Source organism: uncultured Clostridium sp., from assembly GCF_963515715.1.
GTDB lineage: Bacteria > Bacillota > Clostridia > Clostridiales > Clostridiaceae > Clostridium_AW.
Window position 1 is genome coordinate 38,047 of sequence record NZ_CAUPZS010000001.1, and the last position, 25,344, is coordinate 63,390.

Annotated in this window: 23 protein-coding genes; 18 read left to right on the forward strand and 5 right to left on the reverse strand. The window is 29.6% G+C overall.

Annotation, left to right across the window (positions count from 1 at the left end; all coding sequences use genetic code 11):
* Positions 1–19: 19 nt before the first annotated feature.
* From RYO54_RS00245 to RYO54_RS00255, 3 genes are all read right to left on the reverse strand, one after another.
* On the reverse strand, positions 20–748 hold the full coding sequence (locus RYO54_RS00245) for a hypothetical protein (protein WP_315114395.1): 729 nt from the start codon (positions 746–748) through the stop codon (positions 20–22).
* 95 nt (positions 749–843) lie between these two features.
* Positions 844–1,017, reverse strand: coding sequence for a hypothetical protein (locus tag RYO54_RS00250; protein ID WP_315114397.1), 174 nt, complete (start codon positions 1,015–1,017; stop codon positions 844–846).
* A 75-nt stretch (positions 1,018–1,092) separates the two neighbouring features.
* Positions 1,093–2,736, reverse strand: coding sequence for a putative manganese-dependent inorganic diphosphatase (locus RYO54_RS00255; protein ID WP_315115046.1), 1,644 nt, complete (start codon positions 2,734–2,736; stop codon positions 1,093–1,095).
* 172 nt (positions 2,737–2,908) lie between these two features.
* On the opposite strand from RYO54_RS00255, the gene RYO54_RS00260 reads away from it, so the two are divergent.
* Positions 2,909–5,467 carry a calcium-translocating P-type ATPase, PMCA-type gene (locus RYO54_RS00260; protein WP_315114399.1) on the forward strand — a complete coding sequence of 853 codons (2,559 nt, stop codon included), beginning with the start codon at positions 2,909–2,911 and terminating at the stop codon, positions 5,465–5,467.
* A gap of 41 nt (positions 5,468–5,508) precedes the next feature.
* Here RYO54_RS00260 and RYO54_RS00265 read toward each other — a convergent pair whose 3' ends face one another.
* On the reverse strand, positions 5,509–5,916 hold the full coding sequence (locus RYO54_RS00265) for a hypothetical protein (RefSeq protein WP_315114401.1): 408 nt from the start codon (positions 5,914–5,916) through the stop codon (positions 5,509–5,511).
* A 275-nt stretch (positions 5,917–6,191) separates the two neighbouring features.
* Here RYO54_RS00265 and deoC point away from each other — a divergent pair, with 275 nt between their 5' ends.
* From deoC to RYO54_RS00290, 5 genes are all read left to right on the forward strand, one after another.
* Positions 6,192–6,869 carry a deoxyribose-phosphate aldolase gene (gene deoC, locus RYO54_RS00270; RefSeq protein ID WP_315114402.1) on the forward strand — a complete coding sequence of 226 codons (678 nt, stop codon included), beginning with the start codon at positions 6,192–6,194 and terminating at the stop codon, positions 6,867–6,869.
* A 115-nt stretch (positions 6,870–6,984) separates the two neighbouring features.
* Positions 6,985–9,279, forward strand: coding sequence for an AAA family ATPase (locus RYO54_RS00275; RefSeq protein ID WP_315114403.1), 2,295 nt, complete (start codon positions 6,985–6,987; stop codon positions 9,277–9,279).
* Positions 9,280–9,375: 96 nt separating this feature from the next.
* Positions 9,376–9,711, forward strand: a complete 336-nt coding sequence (locus tag RYO54_RS00280; RefSeq protein ID WP_315114405.1) for a PadR family transcriptional regulator — start codon at positions 9,376–9,378, stop codon at positions 9,709–9,711.
* Positions 9,708–10,997, forward strand: coding sequence for an FtsW/RodA/SpoVE family cell cycle protein (locus tag RYO54_RS00285; protein WP_315114407.1), 1,290 nt, complete (start codon positions 9,708–9,710; stop codon positions 10,995–10,997). The genes RYO54_RS00280 and RYO54_RS00285 overlap by 4 nt, the downstream gene beginning before the upstream one ends.
* 104 nt (positions 10,998–11,101) lie before the next feature.
* Complete coding sequence (locus RYO54_RS00290; RefSeq protein WP_315114409.1) at positions 11,102–11,677, forward strand: ATP-binding protein; 576 nt, start codon at positions 11,102–11,104, stop codon at positions 11,675–11,677.
* 412 nt (positions 11,678–12,089) lie between these two features.
* On the opposite strand, the gene RYO54_RS00295 is transcribed toward RYO54_RS00290, so the two are convergent.
* A complete protein-coding gene (locus RYO54_RS00295) occupies positions 12,090–13,580 on the reverse strand; it encodes an LTA synthase family protein (RefSeq protein ID WP_315114411.1) in 1,491 nt (496 codons plus the stop codon).
* Between the two features lie 455 nt (positions 13,581–14,035).
* On the opposite strand from RYO54_RS00295, the gene ychF reads away from it, so the two are divergent.
* The 12 genes from ychF (at position 14,036) to RYO54_RS00355 (ending at position 25,341) form a co-directional block, all read left to right on the forward strand.
* Positions 14,036–15,133, forward strand: a complete 1,098-nt coding sequence (gene ychF / locus RYO54_RS00300) for a redox-regulated ATPase YchF (RefSeq protein WP_315114413.1) — start codon at positions 14,036–14,038, stop codon at positions 15,131–15,133.
* 85 nt (positions 15,134–15,218) lie between these two features.
* Positions 15,219–15,359, forward strand: coding sequence for a hypothetical protein (locus RYO54_RS00305; RefSeq protein WP_315115076.1), 141 nt, complete (start codon positions 15,219–15,221; stop codon positions 15,357–15,359).
* Between the two features lie 105 nt (positions 15,360–15,464).
* On the forward strand, positions 15,465–16,664 hold the full coding sequence (locus RYO54_RS00310) for a methyltransferase domain-containing protein (RefSeq protein ID WP_315114414.1): 1,200 nt from the start codon (positions 15,465–15,467) through the stop codon (positions 16,662–16,664).
* Between the two features lie 30 nt (positions 16,665–16,694).
* Positions 16,695–17,870 (forward strand): DegT/DnrJ/EryC1/StrS aminotransferase family protein, encoded by a 1,176-nt coding sequence (locus RYO54_RS00315; protein WP_315114416.1) that lies wholly within the window; start codon positions 16,695–16,697, stop codon positions 17,868–17,870.
* A 21-nt stretch (positions 17,871–17,891) separates the two neighbouring features.
* Complete coding sequence (locus RYO54_RS00320; protein WP_315114418.1) at positions 17,892–19,013, forward strand: DegT/DnrJ/EryC1/StrS family aminotransferase; 1,122 nt, start codon at positions 17,892–17,894, stop codon at positions 19,011–19,013.
* A gap of 143 nt (positions 19,014–19,156) precedes the next feature.
* Positions 19,157–19,324 carry a hypothetical protein gene (locus RYO54_RS00325; RefSeq protein ID WP_315114420.1) on the forward strand — a complete coding sequence of 56 codons (168 nt, stop codon included), beginning with the start codon at positions 19,157–19,159 and terminating at the stop codon, positions 19,322–19,324.
* 16 nt (positions 19,325–19,340) lie between these two features.
* Positions 19,341–19,532 (forward strand): hypothetical protein, encoded by a 192-nt coding sequence (locus RYO54_RS00330; protein WP_315114421.1) that lies wholly within the window; start codon positions 19,341–19,343, stop codon positions 19,530–19,532.
* 202 nt (positions 19,533–19,734) lie between these two features.
* Positions 19,735–20,163 carry a division/cell wall cluster transcriptional repressor MraZ gene (mraZ, locus tag RYO54_RS00335; RefSeq protein ID WP_315114422.1) on the forward strand — a complete coding sequence of 143 codons (429 nt, stop codon included), beginning with the start codon at positions 19,735–19,737 and terminating at the stop codon, positions 20,161–20,163.
* Positions 20,164–20,184: 21 nt separating this feature from the next.
* Entirely contained in the window at positions 20,185–21,117 is a 933-nt protein-coding gene (gene rsmH / locus RYO54_RS00340; protein WP_315114423.1) for a 16S rRNA (cytosine(1402)-N(4))-methyltransferase RsmH, read from the forward strand.
* Positions 21,118–21,151: 34 nt separating this feature from the next.
* Entirely contained in the window at positions 21,152–21,598 is a 447-nt protein-coding gene (locus RYO54_RS00345; RefSeq protein WP_315114425.1) for a septum formation initiator family protein, read from the forward strand.
* Between the two features lie 26 nt (positions 21,599–21,624).
* The gene (locus RYO54_RS00350; protein WP_315114427.1) at positions 21,625–23,817 is read left to right on the forward strand and encodes a stage V sporulation protein D; all 2,193 of its coding nucleotides are present in this window, start codon (positions 21,625–21,627) and stop codon (positions 23,815–23,817) included.
* 72 nt (positions 23,818–23,889) lie between these two features.
* The gene (locus RYO54_RS00355; protein ID WP_315114429.1) at positions 23,890–25,341 is read left to right on the forward strand and encodes a UDP-N-acetylmuramoyl-L-alanyl-D-glutamate--2,6-diaminopimelate ligase; all 1,452 of its coding nucleotides are present in this window, start codon (positions 23,890–23,892) and stop codon (positions 25,339–25,341) included.
* Positions 25,342–25,344: the final 3 nt, after the last annotated feature.

Consider the following 25,344-nt stretch of genomic DNA (forward strand, 5'->3'; position numbering starts at 1 on the left):
CTTCACTTTTAATTCTTCATTAGCTAAGTTTTCGTATGATTATAAAGAAAGCCACAAAAGAAATCATACAAATGCTATAAGCTATACTTAAGTAGTCTTTAATGCAAATATCATCTATTTTATTAGTATATTCACCATAACTCTTTATATAGTCTGTATTGTCATTGTTAAAGTAATAGTAGAAGTTAACAGATTCTATATAAGCAGCTAAAATATCTACATTTAGCAAAGGTTTCATGAAAAAATTAATTAAGTAGTCTCCTTTAAAGTCTATGGAGAATTTTTTATTTCTACAGATGTAAACTATATATAAAACCAATTGAACAAGAAAAGAAGGAACTATAGTAATTAAATTAAATAAAAAATTAAATAAGGCTATGTTATTTTGTAAACTTATGTTATAGATTAGGGTATATATTAAAGCTACATAATTATTAAATATTATTATATAGATAATTGGAGCTATAAAGCCACAAACAATAGAACGAGATATAAGAGAAATTGAGTCGTAAAAATGTACTTTCTCTCTTTTTTTAAGATTTTTTCTTTCTGTATTACTTATATCAATAACTATAAAGCTAGTTATAAAATTTAAAATCTCTTTATTATTATTTTTATATAAAAAATAAAGTAATACAAAGGATAATAAGTAAAAGATTGTAATTAGAAAATCCTTCTTTAGTACCTTTCTAATTTTTAAATTTAGAATATAAAATATATGCTGTCTATCAATTTTCCATAAAAGCAAACTTAATAAACATCCAAATAAGTAACCTACCCCATCTTTTCATCCCCCAAACTAATTTATTTATTTATTAATATGCAAGGGGACTACCTTTAATTCTAATCTTGTAATTCTTCTATACTGACCTTTTTAATTTTTATATGAAAAGATTCGTCTTCTTCCTCATCCATTCTTGTCATTTCATATTGATTATTATAAGGTTCATTAGGATAATACATGTCCATTATAGAGTCAGGGTAGGGCTTAATAGGATAAAAATATTTACAATACATAAAAACTCCTCCTATAAATTAATCAGTATTATTATATGTGCCCTACTTACATATGTTTACTATTTTTGCAAAATATTAATTATTTTCCGTAGCTGCCGCTGTTAATGGCGGTATAACTTGTTTCTTTCTAGACATAACACCAGGAGCATAAATGCTGTTTCCAACAAATTGTTTGTTAAATGCTTTAGCTACTAGATCCTTTTCTTTACCCGTAGCTAACAATTCAGAACCATCTTTAAGTAGATCAGTAACTATTAATATTAATAAATCAAAGTTTTCAACCTGATTCTTATTCTCCATATAGCTTACCATCTCATCTTTTACTAAATCAAAACCTTCTCTATCCATAGTTATTATCTGACCCACTCCAACTTTAAGTGAACTCATTTTAAATACTTTAAAGTCTTGGTTGAATATTTCATCCATAGTCTTTCCTTGCATGGAGGTAGCAGCTTTAAACATTTCTTGAGCAAATTTATCTGCATCTATATCTGCTATTTCACTTAATCTCTTCAACATAATTTTATCCGTATTTGTAGAGGTTGGTGATTTAAATAGTAAAGTATCAGAAATAATAGCGGAAGCTAGAATTCCAGCTATTTTCTTAGAAGGTCTTATACCATTTTCAAAGAATATAGACGAAACAATTGTAGCAGTACAACCAACGGGTTCATTTCTAAAGTAGATTGGCGAACCTGTTTGAATATCTCCAATTCTATGATGGTCAATTATTTCTAGGATTTCAGAATCCTCCAATCCAGGAACAGATTGGGATCTCTCATTATGATCAACTAGAATTATTTTTTTCTTGTTTTTAGAAATAAGGTGATATCTTGACACGCTTCCTAGTACTTTGTTTTCTCCATTTATAACAGGATAGCTTCTATATCTAGTTTCTATCATAATATCCTTTGCATCTTCAATTAAATCTTCTTCATCAAAGACTACTAGATTTTCGCGAGACATAACATATTTTACTGGTATACTTTGAGGAATTAATCTTGCCGCTGTGAAAGTATCGTAAGGGGTTATGATGATTGAACAACCTATTTCTTCTGCTTGTTGTAAAATATTATCGGTAATTTCATTTTTACCTGTAATTATCATAAGTGAAGCCTTGCAGTCTAAAGTTATCTGCTGAGCATCTTCTCTATCTCCACATATAACAATGTCACCTTCTTCAATTATTTCTCCAGCATGATCTGGGTGCATTGCAGTAATTACTATTTTACCTGTAAAGGGCTTTATATTTTTACTTATATAGATAGATTCAGCAGAAAGAGTTTCCATTATATTTTCTAAAGTGGTATTACTTTTTGAAAGTACAGCATTATCCCATATGTCCATATATGTAGAAGTTATATTGGTAATGGATGCTAATCCAATTAATTTGTCATTATCATCTACTACTGTAAGAGTTTTTACTTCATGTTTCTTCATTAATGACCAAGCCATCTTAAGTGATGTTTCAGGATGGATTGGAGGCATAATATCAAATTTTAAATCTTTGATTTGAGGTTTTACTGTTTCTATAAATTCTGGAGAAGATACTCCAAAATAATCTAGTACAAATTGAGTTTCTCTATTTAAATCACCAAGTCTAATTGGTATTGCGTTTAAACTTGTAGTCCTGTTTTTAAATTCAGCATAGGCTATTGCAGAACAAATTGAATCTGTGTCTGGGTGTTTATGACCGCTTATATAAACTTTTTCCATTATAAATTTTTCCTCCTCTTTTATGTAACTAATCTTAGTTTTATCTGAAGTTAAGAATCGTTTAACCTAGATAATGATACCAAAAATATATAAAAATTTAAAGTAAATAATATTTTAATGTTTTACTTCATATATTTATTGTGATTAGTATTAGCTATTAGCAGGGGGGATAATCATGATAAATGAAAGAGAAGTTTATTCTGGATTAGATTCCAGAGAAGCGGAAAGAAGATTAAAAAAATATGGACCCAATATATTGGAGAGCAAAGAAAAGGTGTCACCTTTAAGGATATTTCTCCAGCAGTTTAATGATGTTATGGTTTGGGTATTAATTGTAGCAACATTAATTTCTGGTATTATGGGGGAGAAAGCAGATGCAATAACTATATTAGTTATAGTAGTAATGAATGGTATTTTAGGGTTTATTCAAGAGTTTAAAACAGAAAAATCTTTGGAAGCATTAAATAGTTTAGCAGCTCCAACTGCAAAGGTAATTAGAGATGGAGTATTAAAGGTTATAAATGCAGAAAATTTGGTAATAGGAGATTTAATTGTTATAGAAAGCGGGGATAGAATACCCGCAGATTGTATTTTAATTGAAGACTTCTCTTTAATGTTAGATGAATCCTTGCTCACAGGAGAATCTGTTGGAGTTAATAAAAGTAGTAAAAATAAGGATAATATGTTTATGGGTACGGTAGCTCTTACAGGAAGAGGTAAAGGAAAGGTAATTTCTACAGGCATGGGTACTGAAATGGGTAAAATAGCGGGAATGTTAAAGAATATCGAAAAAGATAAATCGCCGCTGAAAGAGAAACTAGATGCCCTAGGAAAGTTATTAGTAGTATTATGTGTAGGCATTTGCATTGTAGTAACAATAACAGGAATAAGCAGAGGACATGATAAATATCAAATGTTTTTATTAGGAGTAAGTTTGGCTGTAGCAGCTATTCCAGAAGGGTTACCAGCTATTGTAACTGTAGCCTTAGCCTTAGGTGTTTCTAGGATGCTTAAGAAGAATGCTTTAGTGAGAAGATTACCAGCAGTGGAGACTTTAGGATGTACTTCTGTAATATGTAGTGATAAAACTGGAACTTTAACAGAAAATAAAATGACAGTAGTCGAAATATTTTGTAATGACAAGCATCATAAAGCTGAAAAGGATTCAATATTTCCTAATATGCTTTTAAAGAAAGCTGTTACATACTGTAGTGATTGTAATGTTGATTATAGAGAAGAAAAAATAGAAAAAGCTCTATCAGGAGATCCAACAGAGAAGGCTCTTATTAAAGCATTTGTTAAGGATAGTAAAGATATAAGAGATATGACAAGTAGAGGAAAGAGAATAGGAGAAAAATCATTTACTTCAGAAAGAAAAATGATGTCAGTAGCGGTCAAAGAAGGAATAAATACGAATCTATACTTAAAAGGTGCCCCCGAAAGAGTTATAGATAGATGTAAGTATATAATTATTGATGGAGATACTAGGTTATTTACATCTCTATATAAAAACAAAATTTTAAAAGCAGTAGAATCTATGTCTTTTAAAGCTTTGAGATGTATTGCAATTGCATATAAACCAGACGTTAATTTTAAAGGAAATAGAGTAGAATATGATGAAAAAGATATGGTTTTAATAGGCGTTGTTGGTATAATTGATCCACCAAGAAAAGAAGTTAAAGACGCAGTATTTAAATGCAGAATGGCTGGTATAAAACCTGTAATGATAACGGGAGATCATAAAAATACAGCCTTTGCAATAGGTAAAGAATTAGAAATAGTAAAAAATGAAGAAGAGGTTATGACTGGAGAAGAATTAGATAAAGTAGATGATAAAAAGTTACTCAATATAATTGATAATATAAAGGTATTTGCAAGAGTAAGTCCTAATCATAAGTTAAGAATCGTTAAGGCTTTTAAAAGTAAAAATAATATAGTGGCTATGACGGGGGATGGAGTAAACGATGCTCCAGCAGTAAAAGAAGCGGACATAGGAATTTCTATGGGAATTTCAGGGACAGATGTAACAAAGGAAGCATCTTCGATGATACTTTTAGATGATAATTTTGCTACAATTGTATCTGCAGTAGAAGAGGGAAGAGTAATATATGATAACATTAGAAAGTTTATTAGGTACTTATTATCCTGTAATTTAGGGGAAGTTTTAACTATGTTTTTAGCTTCTTTGCTAAATCTTCCTACGCCTATGTTGCCTATTCAAATATTATTTGTAAATTTAGCTACAGACGGACTCCCAGCTATGGCTTTAGGGATAGACCCAGCAGATATAGATATTATGGAGCAAAGACCAAACCCCAAAGACGAGAGCATTTTTGCAAGAGGACTTAAGGAAAAAATTTTAATTAGAGGAACATTAATAGGTATTTGCACTGTTGGAGCATTTATTATGGGATATATGTATAATATGGATTTAAAGACTTGTAGAACTTTAGCGTTGTGTACATTAGTTATGTCTCAATTGATACATGTGTTTGAATGTAGATCAGAAAGGCACTCTATTTTTGAAATTAAGCTTTTTACAAATTTATATCTAGTTGGGGCAGTGGTTGTTTCAATAGTAATGCTACTTGGCATACTATATATACCGTTTTTACAAAAAATATTCCATACTGTGGCGCTAACCTTAGCCCAGTGGGTTATAGTAATATTTTTATCTAGTGTAATAGCCTTCATAAATAGTCTTTACTTACTTTTATCGAATAGAAAAAAATAAAGGGAAAAATAATAAAACAGGTCTAAGGCCTGTTTTATTTTTTATTTATATTTTGTTTTAACCTTTTGAACTTTTGGTTCTTTACCTTCAATAGGAACTAAATCTTTTTTAGTAGTTAGATTTCTTATGTTCATTATTTCAATTTGCTCTCGCTTTTCTTTTCCTTTTTTACCTTTTAAACCTTGAACTAATACATAATTACCTTGAGCAATTTGAATAAAGTCAATTTTTTTGAACCATCTACGTTTCTTATAAACACATTTAGTTATATTTTTACTTCTATCAGGCTTTACTAGTAGTGTAACAGTCATTCTATAAAGAATACCCAAAAAGGATTTTTCTTCTACTTTAACGGAGACTACATTACCTTGAATTTGAGCTAATCTGTCCCCATATTTTTTTATATAATTTTCTGCATAGTATTTATTTAACTTATCTGTAAATCCCATATATGTATGACTCCTTTGCATTTGATTTAGCTATATTATACCATAGTATTTACAATTTTAAAATAAGGAGATATTAGTTTTTTCAATTATAGTTTAACCTTCTTAAAGATATATTATTTAGTATATTATAGCTTAAGTAGAAGTATATTAAATCTTCTGGATTTCATAAGAAAATAGTAAGAAGAAATAGAATAAGTTGTAAATTTTTAATAGTTATTATACAATGAGTTTAAAGTGAAGTACAAAGTGAAGTACAATTGGAGGGATATTATATTATGAATAATAAATTAGCATCTTTCATAGATCATACAGTGTTAAAGCCTGAAACTGGAATTGATAAAATTAAACAAATTTGTGAGGAAGCTTTAAAATATGAGTTTGCCTCAGTGTGTATTAATCCATGTAATGTTAAAGTTGCAAGTGATTTGTTAAAAGGAAGTAAGGTTAAAGTTTGCACTGTTATAGGATTCCCTTTAGGGGCTAATACAACTGCTGTAAAAGTTTTTGAAACTGAAGATGCAATAAATAGTGGTGCTGAAGAAATAGATATGGTTATAAATGTTGGAAGACTTAAGGATAAAGACTATGAATACGTAAAAAGAGATATAGAGGAAGTGGTTAAAGCTTCTAAAGGAAAAGCATTAACTAAAGTAATTATAGAAAATTGTCTCTTAACAGAAGAAGAAAAAATAATAGCATGTAAACTTTCAAAGGAAGCGGGAGCTAACTTTGTAAAGACATCCACTGGATTTTCTACAGGTGGAGCTACTCCAGAAGATGTAAAATTAATGAGAGAAACAGTGGGAACTGCTATGGGAGTTAAGGCTTCTGGTGGAGTCAGAACTTATGAAGATGCAGTGGCTATGATAGAAGCAGGTGCTTCAAGAATAGGAGCTTCAGCTTCTGTACAGATTTGTGAAAATAAAAATCCTAGCAAAGAGGAGTTATACTAAAAAAGGCATGTAATCATTACATGCCTTTTTATATTGGGTCATTATTAAAAAAATGTTACTAAAAAGCAATAAGTAGAATATTAATATATTAATGGTATGAATAGGGGGGATATTAATGAGCGAGTTAAATGTAAACCATGTAAAATACTCCATTGATTTTAGTGACATTAAAGCTATAGACGGAGAAGAATATTTGTTAGGATATGAGGATGTATATAAAGATATAAAGAGAGCCTTAGAGATTGATAAAGAAGGATTTAATATATTTTTAATAGATGATTTTTCAAAGGATAAACTTAATAAAATGATTAGATATATTGAAGATAATTTACCCGATAGTCCACCTAAAGATGTATGCTATTTTATTGGAACAGAAAGTAGAAATCCTAAAGGAATTTTTTTATCTAATGGACAAGGGAGAATATTTAAAAAATATTTAGAGGAAATACAAAAAAACTACTCTGAAAAAATTTACGATTTTTATAATACTTCTGATAATAAGGAAAAAGAAAAGCTACTAGAAAAAGTACAAAAAAATAGAAGTGAATTAATAGGTGAGATGGTTAAAGTTGCAGAGGAGAGCGGTTTTGACATTAAATTTACTGGTGGAGGATTTACATTTATCCCCATTAAAGAAGATGGTAATGCTATGAGCGAAAAAGAATATGAATCCTTAGAAAAAGAAAACAAGGATGACATAATAAAGAAGGTATTTAAACTAAAAGAGAAGGCACAAAATATATTAGATAAAATAAAAGACAGTGAAGAAGAAGGTATAGAAAATATTAAAGAATTGATGGAAGAATACTTAGAAGAGTGCTCTTGTCAAATAAAAGAAGATTTTAAAAAAGGTTTAGATGGAGAAGAATGTGCAATTAAATGCTTGGTAGATGTATGCTCAAAGGTTGAAAAAGCATTAGTAGATAATTACTCAATGAGTTATGAAGAAGATGAAGAGGAGATAGGAGAGATAATATATAAGTACGGAATAAATGTAATTGTCGATAATAGTAACAATAAAAAACCAATATGCATTTACGAAGATGATCCTAATTTAAGCAATCTACTAGGTAATATCGAATATGAAAATAAAAATGGAGTTTATGTAACAGATATAAGCTTAATAAAAGCAGGATCTATGTTAAAAGCAAATGAAGGATGCCTTATATTAAGAATGAATAATTTGTTAGCTAATACATCTTCATATTATTATTTAAAAAAAGCTCTAGTCAATGGAAAGGTGGATATTGATTATAACAAAGGATATTTAGAACTTCTGTCCTTAAGTGGAATTCATCCAGAACCAATAAAAATTAATGCAAAGGTTATACTTATAGGAGATTATGAAGTTTATGACATATTATATAATCATGATGAAGATTTTAAGAAGATTTTTAAAATGAAAGCACAATATAATCCTTATATTAAAATAGATGATAAAGCAAAAATCTCTCTTTTAAAAACTATAGATACCATATGTAAAGAAAATAATATATCACCTTTGGAAGATGAAGGGAAAAAGGAAATTGCAAAATATCTTTCAAGGAAGGCAGAAAGTAAAGATAAATTGTACTTCAACATTGAAGAGATAGAAAGAGTAATTTTATTAGCAAATAATCAAGCTATCAATGAAAAAGCTCAATGCATAGGAAAAAGCCATATAATTAAAATAGCTTATGATGAAGATATGATTGAAAAAGAAATATTGGAAGCTTTTGAAGAGAAAAAGCTAATGATAAATGTTAATGAAAGATTAGTGGGAGAAATAAATGGGTTAACAGTGTTAGATGCAGGATATTTTTCCTTTGGGAAACCCGTTAGAATAACTTGTAGTTGCTATAATGGAGATGGAAATATAGTGGATGTTCAAAAGGACAGCCAGCTGAGTGGAAAAATTCATAGCAAAGCTATAAATATATTAAAAGGTTTTATTAATAATCTAATAGGTGGATATAATAAAATTCCAGTAGATTTTCATTTAAGCTTTGAACAAGTTTATGGCAAAGTTGACGGAGATAGTGCCTCTGTTGCTGAGATTATAGCAATGCTGTCTTCTTTGAGTAAAATAGGGATTAAAAATAATATTGCCATAACAGGTTCAATGAATCAAAAGGGAGAAGTGCAGCCTATTGGTGGAGTAAATGAGAAAATAGAAGGTTTTTTTAAGGTATGTAAAAAGTTAGACAGCGTAAAAGATAAGGGTGTAATCATACCCTATTCAAATATAAATAATTTGGTATTAAATAAAGAAGTAGAAGAAGAAATTGAAAAGGGTAATTTTAAAATATATACTATGAAAACCATAGAAGATGCAATTAATATTCTCATGTGTGATGAAGATATAGACTACAAATATATAATGGATTGTATTGAAAAAGAATTGAAAAAGTATGTTAAAAAAGTAAAGTAATATTGACTAAAATAGAAAAATAAAGTAAAGTATACATAGGATATCTATGCATAGCATTCCTATGTATACTTTTTATTTAAAATAGGAGGGGATTTTTTGAAATTTAATAAGGAGCTATTAAAGGGAAGTACGGAAACTTTAATTCTTAGTTTAATAAAGGATATTCCCATGTATGGTTACCAAATAATCAAAGAATTAGAAATGAAATCTACAGGAGTATTTTTATTGAAAGAAGGTACCCTTTACCCTATACTTCATGGATTAGAAGAAAAGGGTGTAGTAGAGGCATTTTGGAATGAGGGAGAGAATGGGAGAAAGAGAAAATACTATAGGATTACAGAAAAAGGTAAAGGCTATCTAAAAGAAAAAGAGGAAGAATGGGAGTTTTTTAAGGGATCCGTAGATAAAGTGCTATGGGAGGGGATAGTATGAGGATAGGAGAAGATAAAAGAGTTAAGGAATACTTACATAATCTATTGTTAGAGATAAAAAATAAGGAAGTACATGAAGAGATAGAACTGGAAATTACAGGACATATAGAAGATTTGTATGAGACATATGTAGATGAAGGATTGGGCGGTGAGGAAGCTATAAAAAAAGCAATTCTAGAAATGGGAGATGCTAAGGGAATAGGGGAGAAATTAAACAAAATTCATAAAGGAAAAGTAGAATGGAGCATAGTAATTCCATCTATTTTAATGTGTTTATTTGGGATTTTTTTAATGTTTTTTATGGTAGGCTATGTTAATAATTTTCCCCAAATCATGGCAGAAAAAACTGTGGTATCATCTATAATGGGATTTATAATTGCTGTAATTTTGTATATATTTGATTATAGAAAAATAAAAAAATATTGTGGAAAGATATTTATTGCAGCTAATTTAATATTATTAATACAATTATTATTCCCACCTATAAATGGTGCAAAGAAATTTATAACAATAGGGCCTATTACTATAAGTACTCTTCAAGTGTATTTATTTTTAATTTGTGTATCTCTACCTGGAGTTTTAGAAGATGTTAAAGCTAAGAATAATAAAGTTTTATTTCGTTTACTAGCCATATATGCTATTCCATCATTATTAATATTCTTAATTCCTTCTGGGATTGATTTTATAATATATACCTGCATATTTATGGTGTTATGTATAAGTAATAAATTTCCAAGGAAATACATTGTTTTAATGCCCGCGGTATTCATTGGGGCAATAATTATACTATTTGCTAGTTCTCCTTATAGGATAAACAGGTTAATTTCTTTTATAAATAAAGATCCTAATGGAATGGGGTATATATATAATCTGATAGATAGCTTAATAAAATCCTCTGGAATTTTAGGCAATGGCATAGATCAAAACATACAGCTTTTACTAGGAGTCGGTACAGACTTTATATTTCTTTATATTATATACACCTTCGGATGGATACTTGCATTGAGTTTCATAGCATTAGCGGCATTTTTTATAATCCGCATGTTTGCTACTGCAAGAGTTGTTAAGGATAATTACGGAAGATTAATTTTAATGTCTTTCGGAACACTATTTTTAATACAGTTTAGTTGGAATATACTTATGAATTTAAACTTAATTCCAGTAATGGGTATAAGTTGTCCATTCATAAGCTATGGTGCAACATCCATGTTGTTAAATATATCTTCGATTGGACTTATTATGAGTGTATATAGAAGAAAAGATTATTCACCAATAATAATAAACTAACAAGAAAAGATAAAGAGGGAATAAAATTAGCTATAGCTGTTGAAAGGTTCCCATTAAATTGTTATAATAACTATGTTTCATTGGACGGTGGGAGGAGAGTTATTATGACTAAGAGAATAGCTATATTAGGTGGGCCTAGATGTGGCAAAACCACTCTTATTCAACAGCTGTATGTAGATATGAAAATCATGGGCTTTAGTGTAGGATGTGCTACTGAATATAGTACTGAATATTTAAGAGATAAAGGTATGATAGAGAGTATTGCTGAACAATATGGAATATATTTAGGACAAGCGTTAAGGGAAGAACAGTTAAATTGTTATGATTATGCTATAACAGATTATGCTACTTTTGTACCTTATATTTATGGAAGATTTATGCTTGGTTCTAAAAAAAGAAGTGAAAAGGAAATTGAAATATTAAAAGATCTCTATTGCCTTGCTATAAAGGACTTGCCTAAATATGAACATATTTTTTATGTTCCAAGAGAATTTGGATATGAACAAGATGAAGTAAGATGGCAGGACGAAGAGGTGGCTAAAAAAGTAGATGATGCTATATTGTCATTTTTAAATGCAGAAAATGTTCCTTATAAAATAATTAAAGGAAATACTAAAGAGAGAAGTAAAAAAATTATTGAAGAAATAGGGATAACCTATTTAACTGATAAAGAAGCTTAGAATTAGAAGTTAAGAGTGAAGAGTGAAGAGTAATGGGAAAAATTCCTTAAGGAATTTCTTAATTATAAGATTTAAGAATTCTCTGCAAGGGAATTCTATCCTGTATTCTTCACTTTTAACTTTTCACTCTTAATTTACTAGAATATATTATTAAGCAAAAGACTAGTTCCTTTAGTTATCATGAAATTAAAAAATAATCCGATGATCCAAGCAATAGAGGAATATATAGAGCATTTTATTATTTGTATTTTAAAGTTTAATTCATTATTTTGCGAGATTTTTATGCATTTATAGGAAAAGTACAAAAATAAACCCCAAGGTATAACACTCTCGATTAATAATATAGGGATTAAAAAGCATATGCCTATAAATATATAACACCATCTAGGAAAATTCATCATAATATTTCCCCCTATTCTTTAAAAAAGTTGCTTCTTATTATTTTGTCACTATAGTCCAAACCTTTAATATAAAAAAGTTTATCTTCTTCAGATATATCATCTCCAATGTATTTTCCGCGAGAAGTTATCACATAGTTTTTATTTGTATTCAGTAGATTTCTTCCAAAGGATGTATACATATAATCCTCTTTTTCAGCTCCCATAAGGTAAGCTAGAGTAGGGAGCATATCTACTTGTCCACCAATGGTAGATATCTCTTCTCCATTTAAATCCTTAGAATATATAATGAATGGAACCTTTAAATCGTTGTTTTCTAATTTATATAAATCCATTGTATCTTCTATTTCATCACTAAAAAATTTATGCACCCCTTCATGATCCCCATAGATAACTAATACTGAATTATCTAATAAACCTATTTTTTCAAGAGAATTTATAAAGCTACCTATTTGGCTATCTGTATATGCTATGGATTGAAAATATTTTCCTAGTCTTGACTCATCTAAGCTTTTGGGAAGGTTTAATTTTCTATGTTCTTCTGGCATATAAAAGGGGGAGTGACTTGTTAAAGTAATTGAAAAAGAATAAAAGGGCTCAGGTTGATTTTTCAATAAAGGAATCAATTGATTTAAAAAACTTTTATCGCTTAATCCTAGACCAATTACCTCATCCATATTAAAATAACTTGCATCATAACATTCATCAAAACCTATAGATTTTAATGAATTTAGCCAATTCCAATAGGAACCTTTATCCGGATGTACTGCTAAGGTTTTATATCCTAATCTCTCCATAATATTAGGTAAGGAATTGATGTATGTATTATTAGGATATCTAAAAAATGTACTCCCAATTCTTAAAGGATAAAGAGAGGTATTAGCTAACAATTCTCCATCGGAGGTTGTACCGTTATGAGTTTGTTCATAAAAATTATTAAAATATAAGCTATTGCTTAATAAATTATTTAAATTAGGGGTTATTTCTTCTCCTTCAATTTTTAAATTTATGACGAAATTTTCTAGAGATTCAACTTGAAGTAGTATTAAATTTTTATCCTTTAAAATACCCTTATATTTATTATTTGGAAGGGGTTCAGCTTTTTTATTAATCCAGTTATTAACCTCTTCCTTTTCAGCAGTGCTCATTATATAGGGTTTACTATCTTTATGATAGTTATAAAAATCAAAAAGATGATATCCTATAGGGGTTAAGGATGCCATGGTTTGATTTTGTGTCCAGCTCCTTTTAAAAAGCATTTGATTTGGATATCCCTTATTTAATATATCAACTTTATAGTGAGCATATATTAAATATAAAATTGGAATGAAAAATAAAAGAACAAAAGAGGGTATATTTCTCTTAAAACCTTTGTACTTTTCTAAGTTTTTTATAGAAATAAAAAGCAAAAAAAATATATCTAAAATAAAGAGTATATCTATAAATCTAAACATGGCAAAAATACTACCACTTAAATTTTCTAAATTTGCAGTAGTTTTAATCATATGGAAAGTTAAAAAAGAATGATTACTTCTGTAATACCATAGATCTCCAATGTATATAAAGCTTAGTAATAGGTTTAAAACAATATTACATATAGCATGGTTAATTCCACTAAATAAAAAAGAAATGCTTAAATAAATTGAAATAAATGATAAGTAAACAATTATTGGTGGAATGCTGTGAAAGGTTAAATTAGAGATGTTTGTCCCTTTATAACTAGATATTAGAAGTATAAATAAAATAGTTTTAAATAGTATGAAAAAATAATTGTATTTATAAAATTTGGAAAATATATTCTTCATTTTTTTGACATCCCTTCTAATGCATATAGAATAATACATTCTACATTATACTACAAAAGCACTTATATTATAATGTTTTTAGTTGAAATAAAGCAATTAGTAGAGTATAATCTTAAAAGGAATTAACTGAAGTGATGAAAGGATTGTGTACATATATGAAATTAGGAATTGTTGGATTACCAAATGTGGGTAAGAGTACTTTATTTAATGCCATTACATGTGCAGGAGCAGAAGCGGCTAACTACCCATTTTGTACTATAGAACCTAATGTAGGTGTAGTTACTGTACCAGATAAAAGATTAGATGTATTAGAAAAAATTTATAGTACGAAAAAAAAGATATATGCAACTATAGAGTTTTATGATATAGCAGGTTTAGTTAAAGGTGCTAGTAAAGGTGAAGGATTAGGAAATAAATTCTTATCTCACATTAGAGAAGTAGAATCTATTGTTCATGTGGTTAGATGCTTTGATGATGGAAATGTAGTGCATGTAGAAGGGTCAGTAGATCCAGTTAGAGATATAGAAGTTATAAATCTTGAGCTTATATTGTCTGATTTAGAAGTGCTAGAAAGAAGAATAGAAAAAACAAATAAGCTAGCAAAGAGCGGAGATAAAAAAGCTAAAGATGAGATGGCTTTAATGGAAAGAATAAAAGCACATCTTGAAGAGGAAAAGCCAGCTAGAACATTAGAAGTAACTGAGGAAGAAGAAGAAATAGTTAAAGGATTCTTTTTAATTACCTCAAAGCCAGTGTTATATGTATGTAATGTTTCAGAAGAAGATATGATATCTGGAAATACAGAAAATGAATATGTAAAAAAAGTTAAAGAATATGCAAATAAAGAAAATGCTGAAGCTGTAGTTATTAGTGCAAAAATAGAAGAGGAATTATCAACTTTAGATGAAGAAGAAAAATCAGAGATGCTAAAGGAATACGGAATTGAAGAACCAGGGCTTTATAAACTAATCCAATCTAGTTATAAGCTACTAGGATTAATGAGTTATTTAACTGCTGGAGTTCAAGAGGTAAGAGCTTGGACTATTAAACAGGGAACGAAAGCACCACAAGCAGCAGGTAAAATACACACGGACATTGAAAGAGGCTTTATAAGAGCTGAAATTATATCCTATGATAAGCTAGTAGAATGTGGTTCAGAGGCAGCAGCAAAAGAAAAAGGATATTATAGACTAGAAGGAAAAGAATATGTAATGCAAGACGGAGACGTTGTAAATTTTAGATTTAATGTATAAATTCACTTTAAACTCTCAGTTATAAAAAGGTATTTAATTATTAAAACAAGGCATAATACATTATGAAACCAAGAAGAAGGGAAAGATGTTTATGCCAAAAGATAGCCAGCCAGATAATAAAAAAGCTAGAATGGAAAAATCTAATTACCAAACACCAATAACTAGGGAAACAGCTAAAAATAGCAATAGAACAACTAAAAAGCAATCAGCAGAAAGAGGACAGTAAAATGTCCTCTTTTTTATATTTTACAGAAAATTAATATAAATATATAAAAACCTATTGACCATTACCTAACGTCATGGGTTAAAATGATTATTAGAGGTGAGTAATTTGTATAAGGAGGATGAAGAATTATATACCGTAGGCCAATTTGCTAAAAAAGCTGGGGTTACCATTAGAACTTTAAGATTTTATGATAAGATAAGTTTACTTAAACCTTCTAACTATAGTGAATTAGGATATAGACTTTATAATAAGCAAGATTTCGGTAGGCTTCAAAAAATCCTTACATTAAAATTTATAGGTTTATCTCTTGAAGAAATAGGGGATATTATGAAATATGATATAGATGATAATGATTTTAAAAAATCCCTTAATATTCAAAAAAAAATCATAGAAGAAAAAATTCAACATATGTTCAATGTACTAAAAGCTATAGATGAAACTTTAGTTATGGTACAAAAAGAAGATAATTTAAATTGGGATAAATTTATAAATGTAATTAATTTAATAAATATGGATAAAAAATGGATTGAACAGTATAAAAATGCCTCGAACTTAAGAGCTAGAATAAACATACATGAAAAGTTTAGCAGTAATGCCCAAGGGTGGATGCCATGGTATTTTACCAAGCTTAATATAGCAGAGGAAGCTAATATACTAGAACTTGGGTGTGGTGATGGAAGTCTATGGTTGAAAAATATTGATAAAGTACCTAAGAGTTGGAATATAAGCCTAACGGATTTCTCACAAGGTATGCTAAATGATACAAGAAATAATTTGGAGAAATGGGAAAATAGGTTTAACTTTGCTGTGGTAGATGCTCACGATTTGCCTTATAGTGATGGTAGCTTTGATATTATAATAGCAAATCACATGCTTTATCATTTAGGAGATTTACACAAGTCTCTATCAGAGGTGAAAAGAGTATTAAAACCTGGAGGGCAATTTTATGCTTCTACTGTAGGGAAAAACCACATGAAGGAAATGAGAGATATAATAGCACAGGTAGATAAGAGTTTGCTTGATATGGAGGGTTTTACTCTTACAGAAAAATTTCAGCTTGAAAATGGAGAGGACATACTTAAAAGTTGGTTTAGAGATATAGAAATGGATAGATATGAGGATAGTTTAATGGTTACTGAAAGTTCTGCTATCATGGATTATATATTTTCTATGCCAGGTAATATAAAAAACAATTTTAGTAAAGATAAATTTACTAAACTAGAAGATAAGATGAAAAAAATAATAAAAGAAAAAGGTAACATATACATAAGCAAAGATACAGGCTTTTTTAAAGCTATAAAATAAATATGATTATAATATAAAGGAGTGTTAATTATGGGAAAAAAGATACCTTTTTCACCACCAGATATAACTAGAGAAGAAATTGATGAAGTGGTGAAAGTATTAGAATCAGGATGGATTACTTCGGGACCAAAAGTTTTAGAATTTGAAGAATCCATGAAAAAGTTTTGCCAATCTAACTATGCAGTAGCGGTTAATAGTGCAACGGCTGGAATGGAGTTATTATTAAAGGTATTGGATATAAAAGAGGGAGATGAGGTAATAACCACACCTTATACCTATACAGCAACTTCAAATGTTATAGTGCATAGGGGCATAAAACCAACCTTCGTTGATGTAGAAAAGGACAGCTTTCTGATTGACATAGATGCAATTGAAAAAGCTATAACTCCTAAAACAAAAGTAATTATGCCAGTGGATTATGCAGGTGTACCATTAGATTATGATAAGCTTAAAAATATGTTAAAGAGAATAGGAAGAGAGGATATAATAACTATATGTGACTCAGCCCATTCCTATGGAGGAGCATATAAAGGAAAAAAAGTAGGTACTCAATGTGACTTTCACGTATTCTCCTTTCATGCAGTAAAGAATTTAACTACTGCTGAAGGAGGAGGAATAACTTTTAATGATAATAATTTTAAGGGAAAAGAAGATTTGCATAGAGAACTTAAAATAACAGCTCTTCACGGACAGACTAAAGATGCTCTTTCAAAGATGAAAGCAGGAGCATGGAAATATGATATAATAACAGATGGATTTAAATGCAATATGACAGATATTATGGCTGCTATTGGAGTAGTTCAGATGAAACGCTATGAAAGCATGATAGATCATAGAAGAAAGATATTTGAAGTTTATAATAATAATTTAAAAGACAAAGAATGGGCTATTATTCCTTTTAGTAAAAATGATATAATGGAATCGTGTTACCATCTATATCCTTTAAGAATAAAAGGTTTTGAAGAAGAAAGCAGAGATAAAGTTATTCAAACTTTAGCAGATAAAGATATAGCTACTAATGTACACTTTATACCTGTTCCTATGTTAAGTCTTTATAAAAACTTAGGATATAATGTTCAGGATTATCCAAATGCTTATGATCAATATAAAAATGAAATAAGCTTGCCAGTATACTCTACTTTAGCATTAGAAGATGCCGATTATTTAGTTAAAGAGCTTATAAAAGCTGTAGAAGAGTTATTATAACTTAGAGGAGGATTATTATTTATGGAAGTTAATTTTTATACGTCTCAAAGAGAATATTCAGCTAAGAGGGAAGAATTTCAACAAGCCATTGAAAATGTACTTAAGGATGGAATAGCTACTCTTGGCCAAGAAGTTAAAGATCTTGAAAAATCAATAGGAAATTTTACTGGAGCAAAGCATGCAATTGGAGTAGCATCAGGAACAGATGGTTTGATTCTTACATCAGACATATTAGGATATAAGAATGGAAAAGAAGTTATAACATCACCATTTACTTTCCTAGCATCCACATCTTGTATAGCAAGATATGGTGGGAAGCCAGTATTTGTAGATATAGATCCAGAAACTTTTAATATAGATACTACAAAAATAGAAGAGAAAATTACAAAAGATACTGTAGGATTGCTACCAATTCATCTTTTCTGTCAAATGGCTAACATGGATGATATAATGGATATTGCAAAAAAACATAACCTATCTGTATTAGAAGATGCTGCAGAAGCCTTTGGAATGAGATGGAAAGGAAAAGGAGACACTTATAGACATGCAGGAGCTATAGGAGATATGGGGATTTTTTCATTCTTCCCAACTAAAACTTTGGGAGCTTATGGTGATGGAGGAATGATTATAACAAATGATGATAAATTAGCTGAATTGACTAAAATATATAGAGTTCATGGAGCTAAAGCAAAATATCATTATGAATACATAGGATATAATTCAAGATTAGATACAATGCAGGCAGCCATACTACTTGTAAAAATGAGATATATTAATGAAGCTATTAAGAGAAGAGAAGAAATAGCAAATCTTTATAAAGAAAGATTAAAAGACATAGAAGAATTAAAGCTTCCAATTATTAAGGGAGATCAGATGCCGGTTTATTATGTATTTAATATACTTTGCGAAAAAAGAGATGAATTAAATGCATTCCTAAAGAAAAGTGGTATAGGAACAAGTATTTACTATCCAATGCCATTGCATCTTCAAAATTGCTTTAGTTATTTAGGATATAAAAAGGGAGATTTCCCAGTAGCTGAAAAAGTATGTGGAGAAATTCTTGCTTTACCAATATATCCTGAAATAAAAGATGAAGAAGTAGAATATGTATGTGAAAAAATAAGAGAGTTTTATAAAAAATAATAAAGTAATAAAATAATAATGAAAAAGACTGTTGATAGCATGTGTTATTAACAGTCTTTTTATTGTTGGGAAAAACTATAGAGGATAAATAAAATATAAAATGAACAAAATATTATTGAACTCTAGGAAAGGAGTGAATAGCAATGGGAAAGAAAAAAGATAAACATGAAGCTTCTGTAGAGTTTGCTAAAGAATTATTAGGAGAAGGAACGGGAATGGAAGAAATAGTTGAGAGAACGGGATTAAATCATTCTCAGATAAAAAAGGTAATGTTAAAGATGGAAAGAGGAGTAATAAATAACTTAAAGTAGATAAGGAGAGATTCTTGTGGCGTTAAAAGATATAAATGATAGAGAGAATTTTATAAATAAGTTAGAGGAAAAATTTAATGGAATAGATAGGGAAAGCGAAATATCTATACTTCAAAATACTCAAGAATTAGGTAACTCTTTAAGTTTTAATAATATGATAACTCCCAGACCATTTCCATTTAATGAAAATGAAGAAAATTCCCATTAATGAACTTTATGGAAGGCTATTTCATTGCTTTAGACAGTGGAATAGCTTTGGATTTTTTTGCCATTGTATTTCATTAAAAATTTTATTAAAAAATTTATTAAAATCACTTTAAAAGAAGGAATTTTTGGTTTATTATAGAATTGTACATATAGTGGTTGAAAGTGGTTTAAAGTGGAGGAAAATAGTTTGTAGGGGTGTAAAAATGTTTATAGGGGAGTACATACACGGAATTGATTCTAAAAATAGAATAATAATCCCCTCTAAGTTCAGAGAAAACCTGGGTGATAAATTTATTTTAACTAAGGGTTTGGATGGATGTCTTTACATATACCCTATGGAAGAGTGGAATATATTAGAAGAGAAGTTGAAAAAACTCCCTTTAACAAGTAAAGATGCCAGAGCTTTTTCCAGATTCTTTTTTTCAGGAGCTAATGAAATAGTAGTAGATAAGCAAGGAAGAGCACTTATACCTCAGAATCTTTTTGAGTATGCTAATATACAAAAAGAAATAGTAAGTATAGGTGTACTGAATAGAATTGAAATTTGGAGCAAAGAAAAATGGGAAGATTATAATGAATCTAATATAGATTTCGATGAGATTGCAGAGAAAATGAGTGAGCTAGGAATATAAATTAAGAATGGAGTAATATATATGGAATTTAATCACGTATCAGTATTATTAAATGAATGTTTAGAAGGATTGAATATAAAAGAAAATGGTATATATGTAGATTGCACATTAGGTGGAGGAGGACATTCATCTGAGATACTAAAAAGATTATCAAAGGAAGGTACTTTGATTGGAATTGATCAAGATGAAGATGCTTTAAGAGCTGCAAAGGAAAGACTTAAAGATTTTGATAATGTAATTTATGTGCACAATAATTTTTATAATATCGATTCTATATTAAATGAATTAAATATAGATAAAGTGGATGGTATATTAATGGATTTAGGTGTTTCTTCCTATCAATTAGATAGAGGAGAAAGAGGCTTTAGCTATATGAAGGATGCTCCATTAGATATGAGAATGAATAGAAAAGAAGAAGTAGATGCTTATTATATCGTAAATAATTACTCTGAAAAGGATTTGGAAAGAATAATTAGAGATTATGGTGAAGAAAGATTTGCAAAAAGAATAGCTAAATTTATAGTGGAAAAAAGAAATACGCAGGAAATTAAAACTACAGGAGAATTAACAGAAATAATCAAAGAAGCCATACCTGCTAAATTCAGGAGGGAAGGGCCTCATCCAGCAAAGAGAACATTTCAAGCTATAAGGATTGAAGTGAATAGAGAATTGGATATTTTAAATAAAGCCGTAGAAGACAGCGTTGAGCATTTATCTGAAAATGGAAGAATAGCCATTATAACGTTTCATTCATTAGAAGATAGAATAATAAAGAATAAGTATAAAGATTTAGAAAATCGTTGCAGCTGTCCTAGAGACTTTCCTATATGCGTATGTGGTAATATACCTAAATTAAAAATAATAAGTAGAAAACCTATAGAACCATCAAAGGAAGAAATTGAAATAAATCCAAGAAGTAGAAGTGCAAAATTGAGAGTGGGAGAAAAAATATAAATATATGTTCTAATTAAAAAAGGGAGTGAATAAAGTGATAATAACTGATAAAAATGAATACATAAATGGAAGTACCGTACTTGCTCCTAATTCGTATCCAAAGGTGAAAAAGGATACGAAAGAAAAGGTAACTATTGATAGAAAAGCTTTGATCGAAGAAAGAAACAAAAGAACTAAGAGTAAACTTAAAGTTATAAGAAATATATCGCTTGTATTCATAGTAGGAGTAACAATAGTAGGAAGATATGGCCAAATATATAATATGCAAAGACAATTAAATACCTTAAACACAAAAATAAGTGATATAAATAAAGATAATGAAAATTTAAGAATAGAGCTTGTAAAATACAGTAACTTAAGTTTAATTGAAGAAATAGCTACAACTAAGCTGAAAATGATTAAACCAACAAAAGCAGATATTATGTACGTTGATATGACAAAAGATGCAATAAAAGAAGGAGAGAATGTGAATAAGAAATAGCAAGAGATTTTAGCGGAGGTATAATTTTGAACAAAAAAGTATACAGGGATAGAGTTAAAATAAAGAAAAGAATGTTTTTAATACTGTTGGGATTATCTTTTGCATTTATTGCCCTTATAGGAAGGCTTGGATTTTTAATGGTATACAAGGGTAAGGAGTATAAGAAGTTAGCTATTAACCAATGGACTAGTGAGGTGAAAATAGCGGCTAAAAGAGGACGGATTTTAGATAGAAATGGGAATGAGCTCGCTATTAGCGCTAATGTTTATAGAGTAGACTTGGATTTAAATACTCTAAGACAAACCATGAAAAAGAACGAAATTACTGATAAAGAAGTAGCGTCACAATTAGCCCAAGCTTTAGAAATGGAACAGGATGATGTTCTAAAAATTATAAATAAGAAGTTTCCTAATGGATTACCATACGGTTCTGCTACCTTAAAGAGAAGAATAGAGAAGCCCATAGCAGATAAAGTAAGAGAGTTAAATTTAAGAGGAGTATTAGTTTCGGCAGATACAAAGAGATATTATCCTAATGATAACTTTTTAGCTCATGTATTAGGACATACTAACTCCGATGGGGATGGTTTAACTGGAATAGAAATGCAATACAATTCAATATTATCAGGAAAACCAGGAAATAGAATAGCTGAAATGGATAGCGCTAGAATTAGTGAACTGCCATATGTAATTTCTGAGTTTACTGAGCCGGAAAATGGAAAAGATGTTGTTTTAACAATAGATGAAATGATTCAACACTTTGCAGAAAAAGCTGCTGACCAAGCATTAAAGGATAACAAAGCTAAAGCGGTTACAATTATAGTTACGAATCCTAGTAATGGAGAAATATTAGCAATGGTCAATAAACCTGATTATAATTCTAATAATCCTTGGATAGAAGGTAAGACTGGAGACGAGCTTCAAGCAGCATGGAGAAATAGAGCAGTTAGTGATACTTTTGAACCTGGATCTATTTTTAAAGCTTTAACTATGTCGGCAGTCCTTGATGAAAAAATATCTCCGGCTGGTGAAACATTTAACTGTAATGGGTTTACTACCATTGGTAAAAATACAATAAAGTGTTGGAATTGGTATAATGGAGGTCATGGTTCTCAAAGCCTTGAGGATATAATAAAAAATTCCTGTAATGTTGGTTTTGCAGAATTAGGAAGAAGATTAGGAAAAGAAAAATTAGCTTCATACATAAATAAATATGGATTTGGTCAAGTAACTGGCATAGACCTTCCAGGAGAAGCTAAAGGTATAGTAAAAAAGGCAGATAAAATGGCTGAAATAGACTTGGCTACTATAGCCTTTGGACAGGCAAATACCGTTTCAGCAGTACAATACATTACTGCTTTTAATGCAGCAATTAATGGTGGAAAATGGATAAGGCCACACTTATTAAAAGAAGTTTCTCATTATGATGAGGATACTAATAAATATATTGTAGATAAAAAATTTGATAATTATGGAGAAAAGCAAATAATTAGTACTGAGACATCAAAAACTTTAAGAGGCTTTTTAGAGAAGGTTGTAACTGAAGGAGGAAGTAAGAATGCTTTTATAGAAGGATATAGAATTGGAGGAAAAACAGGTACAGCCCAAAAACCTATTGGGGGCAGATATGTACAGGGTAAGTATATATCTTCCTTTGCTGGAATGGCTCCAGTGGATGAACCAATAATTTCATTACTTGTATCTATAGATGAGCCTGATCCATCAAATTATTATGGAGGGCAAATAGCAGCGCCAGTTGGACAACAGGTATTTAATGATATTTTTAATTATTTAGCACTGAAGAGTGATGCTACTTCTGAAGAAGTTGCAGAAAGCCTTAAGAAAGATGTGATAATACCTGAAGTAAGGGGATTAAAGAAAAGTGAAGGATTAAAGGTTTTAAAAGATCAGGGTTTAGATTATAAAATTGATGCAGAAGGCGAGTATATTGTGGATATAAACCCAAAACCTGGATATACTGTAAAAGAAGGAAGTAAAATACTACTTTACACAGGAAGCACTGATAATTATAATAAAGTAGTAGTAGTTCCTAGATTAACAGGATACACAGCAGAAAGAGCTTCTCAAATTCTTGATAGTATAGGGCTTAAAGGCAGCTACTCAGGATATGGATTGATTTATGAGCAGAACATAAAAGAGGGTCAAGAGGTCAATAAAGGAACTACAGTGTACCTAAAATTAGAAGAAGTTATTGAGTAATATTACAGTGAACGGCCATTTCCGTTCACTGTTGCATTGTAAACTTACATAGTGGTTTTAAGAGGTGAAAAAATGAAGTTAAATGAAATATTAAATGGAATTGAATATGAAGTAGTAAGAGGAAATATAGATATAGATATTTCGAATTTGCACTATAATTCTAAAAACATGCAAAATAATGGTTTGTTTATTGCTATAGAAGGATACAGCACCGATGGGCATAAGTATATTAAATCTGCCATTGAAAGAGGGGCAACAGCTATACTTTGTAGCAAGGATATTAACGAAGAAATAGAAAATTGTACTATAGTTAGAGTTAAAAATGGAAGAAAGGCCATGGCTATACTTTCATCTAACTATTATGGTAACCCAAAAGATAAACTGAAAATAATAGGGATTACAGGTACAAATGGAAAAACAACATCAACTTTTATGATAAAATCTATATTAGAAGAAGGCGGCTATAAGGTTGGTTTATTAGGTACCATAGCAAACTATATAGGTGATAAAAAAATTCATGCTGAAAGAACCACACCAGAATCTTTAGAAATTCATGAGTTGTTTAGGGATATGGTAAATGAAGGGGTTGAATATTGTGTAATGGAGGTATCTTCACACTCTCTATATTTAGATAGAGTATATGGGATAGAGTTTGAGGAAGGTATATTTACTAATTTGACTCAAGATCATCTGGATTTTCATAAAACTTTTGAGAATTACTATAATTCTAAGCTTTTACTATTTAAAAATAGTAAAAAATCTATAATTAACATAGATGACGAGTATGGAACAAACATATTAAAGGACTTATCTAGTTCTTATTACACCTATTCAATTGAGGGTAAAGGAGATTTAAGGGCGGAAAATATTGAGATGCACTCCAGAGGTATAAAATTCTCCGTAGATTATAAAGGACAAAGAGAGGATATAGATATCCATATACCAGGAAGATATAATATTTCAAATGCATTAGGTGCAATACTTTCTTGTTTAAATGAAGGAATTTCCTTAGATATAATTAAAAGAGGATTAGAAAAACTACCAGGAGTGCCTGGAAGATGTGAAATAGTAACTAAAAGCTATAATTTAGGTTATGAGGTAATTGTTGACTACGCTCATACTCCAGATGGATTAGAAAATATATTGAAAAATGTAAGAGAATTTACTGAAGGAAGACTAATTAGCATTTTCGGATGTGGTGGAGATAGAGATAGAGGCAAAAGACCAATAATGGGTAAAATAGGAACGGAACTAAGTGATATATCTATAATAACCTCAGATAATCCAAGGACAGAAGAACCATCAAAAATAATTGAAGATATAGTAGCTGGAGTGGACAAAGATAATTATATAATTGTTGAAAATAGAAAAGAGGCAATTAAAAAGGCTATGGAAATAGCTGAAAAAGGTGACGTAATTGTTTTGGCTGGTAAGGGACATGAGGATTATCAAATATTAAAAGATAAAACTATACATTTTGACGAGAGAGAAGTTATAAAAGATATAATAGAGGAGCTTTATTAAAAA

Coding starts and splice junctions, on each gene's coding strand:
- RYO54_RS00250 (WP_315114397.1), bottom strand. CDS start 1,017: ATGTATTGTAAATATTTTTATCCTATTAAGCCCTACCCTGACTCTATA.
- RYO54_RS00260 (WP_315114399.1), top strand. CDS start 2,909: ATGATAAATGAAAGAGAAGTTTATTCTGGATTAGATTCCAGAGAAGCG.
- RYO54_RS00265 (WP_315114401.1), bottom strand. CDS start 5,916: ATGGGATTTACAGATAAGTTAAATAAATACTATGCAGAAAATTATATA.
- deoC (WP_315114402.1), top strand. CDS start 6,192: ATGAATAATAAATTAGCATCTTTCATAGATCATACAGTGTTAAAGCCT.
- RYO54_RS00275 (WP_315114403.1), top strand. CDS start 6,985: ATGAGCGAGTTAAATGTAAACCATGTAAAATACTCCATTGATTTTAGT.
- RYO54_RS00285 (WP_315114407.1), top strand. CDS start 9,708: ATGAGGATAGGAGAAGATAAAAGAGTTAAGGAATACTTACATAATCTA.
- RYO54_RS00290 (WP_315114409.1), top strand. CDS start 11,102: ATGACTAAGAGAATAGCTATATTAGGTGGGCCTAGATGTGGCAAAACC.
- RYO54_RS00295 (WP_315114411.1), bottom strand. CDS start 13,580: ATGATTAAAACTACTGCAAATTTAGAAAATTTAAGTGGTAGTATTTTT.
- ychF (WP_315114413.1), top strand. CDS start 14,036: ATGAAATTAGGAATTGTTGGATTACCAAATGTGGGTAAGAGTACTTTA.
- RYO54_RS00305 (WP_315115076.1), top strand. CDS start 15,219: ATGTTTATGCCAAAAGATAGCCAGCCAGATAATAAAAAAGCTAGAATG.
- RYO54_RS00315 (WP_315114416.1), top strand. CDS start 16,695: ATGGGAAAAAAGATACCTTTTTCACCACCAGATATAACTAGAGAAGAA.
- RYO54_RS00320 (WP_315114418.1), top strand. CDS start 17,892: ATGGAAGTTAATTTTTATACGTCTCAAAGAGAATATTCAGCTAAGAGG.
- RYO54_RS00325 (WP_315114420.1), top strand. CDS start 19,157: ATGGGAAAGAAAAAAGATAAACATGAAGCTTCTGTAGAGTTTGCTAAA.
- mraZ (WP_315114422.1), top strand. CDS start 19,735: ATGTTTATAGGGGAGTACATACACGGAATTGATTCTAAAAATAGAATA.
- rsmH (WP_315114423.1), top strand. CDS start 20,185: ATGGAATTTAATCACGTATCAGTATTATTAAATGAATGTTTAGAAGGA.
- RYO54_RS00355 (WP_315114429.1), top strand. CDS start 23,890: ATGAAGTTAAATGAAATATTAAATGGAATTGAATATGAAGTAGTAAGA.